We start from the raw sequence: 2,467 nt of genomic DNA, 5'->3' as shown, positions 1-2,467 counted from the left end.
CCTAGGGTGCCGTCTCAGCCTTGGTCTTCGGTTGGCACTACACCCTCAGGAATCTCGATATAAACACTACGTATTAACATGTAATTTTATATCTACAGTGTCATACTTTAGGAATATGTGGTGCACCAATTTTCCAATTTTCTTTTCTAAAACGTTTATATATATAGTTATTAAGTTTTATATCAACAGGATTATTAGCAATTACGCAGTAATTAGCTGTGTTTATCGTTGCTTCCTTTAAGTATCGAGCTTTTTGGGGGAAGAGCTCAACTATTAGATTATTTGAATAGTTCGCAGAGGCATCTTGGAATTCAATACATAAATTTTGGGAAATAGGAAGGAGTAATTGTTTCCCATTATCTGTAATTATTACAGGATTGTCACTTGTTATTAAATCTGTTCTACTTCTTGCAATGTGAAAAAACATATTATCGGGTATTTCTATTGCTTTTAAAAACTTTTCTAATACTTTAGTTTGCTTAAATACATAATTGAAGTTGTTAATTCTTTCTTGATTTTTATTATTTTTAATTTCTTCCAATTCAATTGGTTGGGTTCTATTTTTGTAGGAAAATATATTTTCATATAAACTCATAAAATGAATTCTTCCTGCATCAGTTCTTAAAAATTGTAACCACATGTATCTATACAAGATTTGTTGTTGGCTAACTGTGATTGATAATTCATATACATCAGTATTTTTTAGGATGATTTCTACTATAGAGCATACCTGAGATTCGTAATTTCCTAGTATATTTTCTAATATATTATCAACTTTATCATTGCTCTCATATGTATCTTTTTTTACACAAACGTTTGCGTAATCCATTGTACTAATTTTATTCGACTGTGGTATATATACATAAACTTTGTTTTGTTCATTAGCGAAGTGTTTTAATAAACCTCTTGGATAATAATGCTGTTTCCTTGTTACCATAAGCCCTCCTACTAGTGAAAAAATTATTTTATCACATATTCTTATATTTTAATAACCTAAATATCTATTACTTTTTGTATTATACTTCGTTGCATTTTTATTATAAAACTAAAACGCATAAAAAATAGCTAACTAAATATGATAATCATTTTTATGAATCACAGAAATAATTATCATAAGTGAATAGTTATTTTATTATGAAAAAAGTTACTTTACTAATATGCTAATTTAGCAATTAGAACAATTTACTAAAAATATGTTTATAGCAAATCAATAAGGGATTTCAGTATTTTTTTATAAGCTATCATTGCAATTTTTGCGATGCTTGTATAGTAAAACTATTATGAAATGGATAGAATTAATCGTCAACAAATCATTTTAAAAAGAAAGCACAGAGAATGGATTATACTGTAAAGACTGTAGATTTATATGCTTTAAAAACAAGGATCAATATAAAGTGATTTATTGATTATATTAATCATAATAATAAGTAACTTTTTAAAATTAAAGTTAATAGACATAATAAAAAGGGTTTTCTACAAAGTAATTATATACCTATTACCTATATAGTAGAGAGTATACTTATAATTCATTTTAAGATAACTATACTTAATAAATAATGTGATGTAAGCTTTATAAATATTACGAGGTGATGTTATGAATATTTCAGTTATTATTAATTATATTGACAAATTCAAAAAGCAAATTGAAGAAAGATATTCAATTCCATTACACTATGGAATTTTTGGTTTTGCTCTTATTATTTGGTATTTAAAAATTCCGATAGATAAGTTAATAGAAGGATTTAATGATGAGCTTAAAAAAACAATTTTACATACATTTTCATTGGTATACAACCATATATTAGCATGTTTTTTGATTTCTTTTTTATTTGTATTAATTATAAATTTAATTTTTGAAAAAATGAACTTAAGTAGATTAGTACCACCAGATAAAGAATATACTGATGGTACAGTATCTTCAATCAATTATATATATGCCATGAAAAAGTTAATTTATCTACCTATACTAATTGTTACAAAATATTGGATTTTCTATTTTTTAGTGGTTTTATTATTCAATAAAGGCAAATATATGTATTTAAGTGATAATTCTATTATTATAAATGAAATATTAATGGTTTTGAACACTCTTATATTATTTGTTTATATAATTAGATCTGTGTTTATATTGAGAATTCCAGTGGATGATACATTATTTAGAATAAAGGCTAATGAATTAGAAAACTACTATATAATACTAAACGGAAATAATAATTATTATATTATAAAGCCGAAGTATAGAGGTGATACAACTTATTATTTGGTCAAAAAATATCAACTTACGTTAGAGAAAAGTAATTACGAAATCATTAATAAATCTAAAAAGTTAGACGAAATAATATACCACTTTGATTATTTGAGTTCCTGAATATTAATAATTATACTTAATAAATGACTATAGTATGTATTGAAAGACTAAGTTAGGTGGGTCTTCCCGCTTAACTTATTTTATTTTGTGCTATAAAAT

The 2,467-nt window shown here is 24.7% G+C and carries 2 protein-coding genes; one reads left to right on the top strand and one right to left on the bottom strand.

Translation table 11 applies throughout. From position 1 onward, the window contains the following. Positions 1 to 100: 100 nt before the first annotated feature. A complete protein-coding gene (locus tag HMPREF2580_RS03990) occupies positions 101 to 937 on the bottom strand; it encodes a DUF4238 domain-containing protein (protein WP_070830545.1) in 837 nt (278 codons plus the stop codon). A 657-nt stretch (positions 938 to 1,594) separates the two neighbouring features. Here HMPREF2580_RS03990 and HMPREF2580_RS03985 point away from each other — a divergent pair. After that, positions 1,595 to 2,368: a hypothetical protein gene (locus HMPREF2580_RS03985; protein WP_083321657.1), complete on the top strand. Its 774-nt coding sequence runs from the start codon at positions 1,595 to 1,597 to the stop codon at positions 2,366 to 2,368. Positions 2,369 to 2,467: the final 99 nt, after the last annotated feature.

It is taken from the genome of Staphylococcus sp. HMSC036D05 (assembly GCF_001836225.1).
In the GTDB taxonomy this organism is placed as follows: domain Bacteria; phylum Bacillota; class Bacilli; order Staphylococcales; family Staphylococcaceae; genus Staphylococcus; species Staphylococcus caprae.
This window is presented reverse-complemented; position numbering and strand designations above follow the sequence as displayed.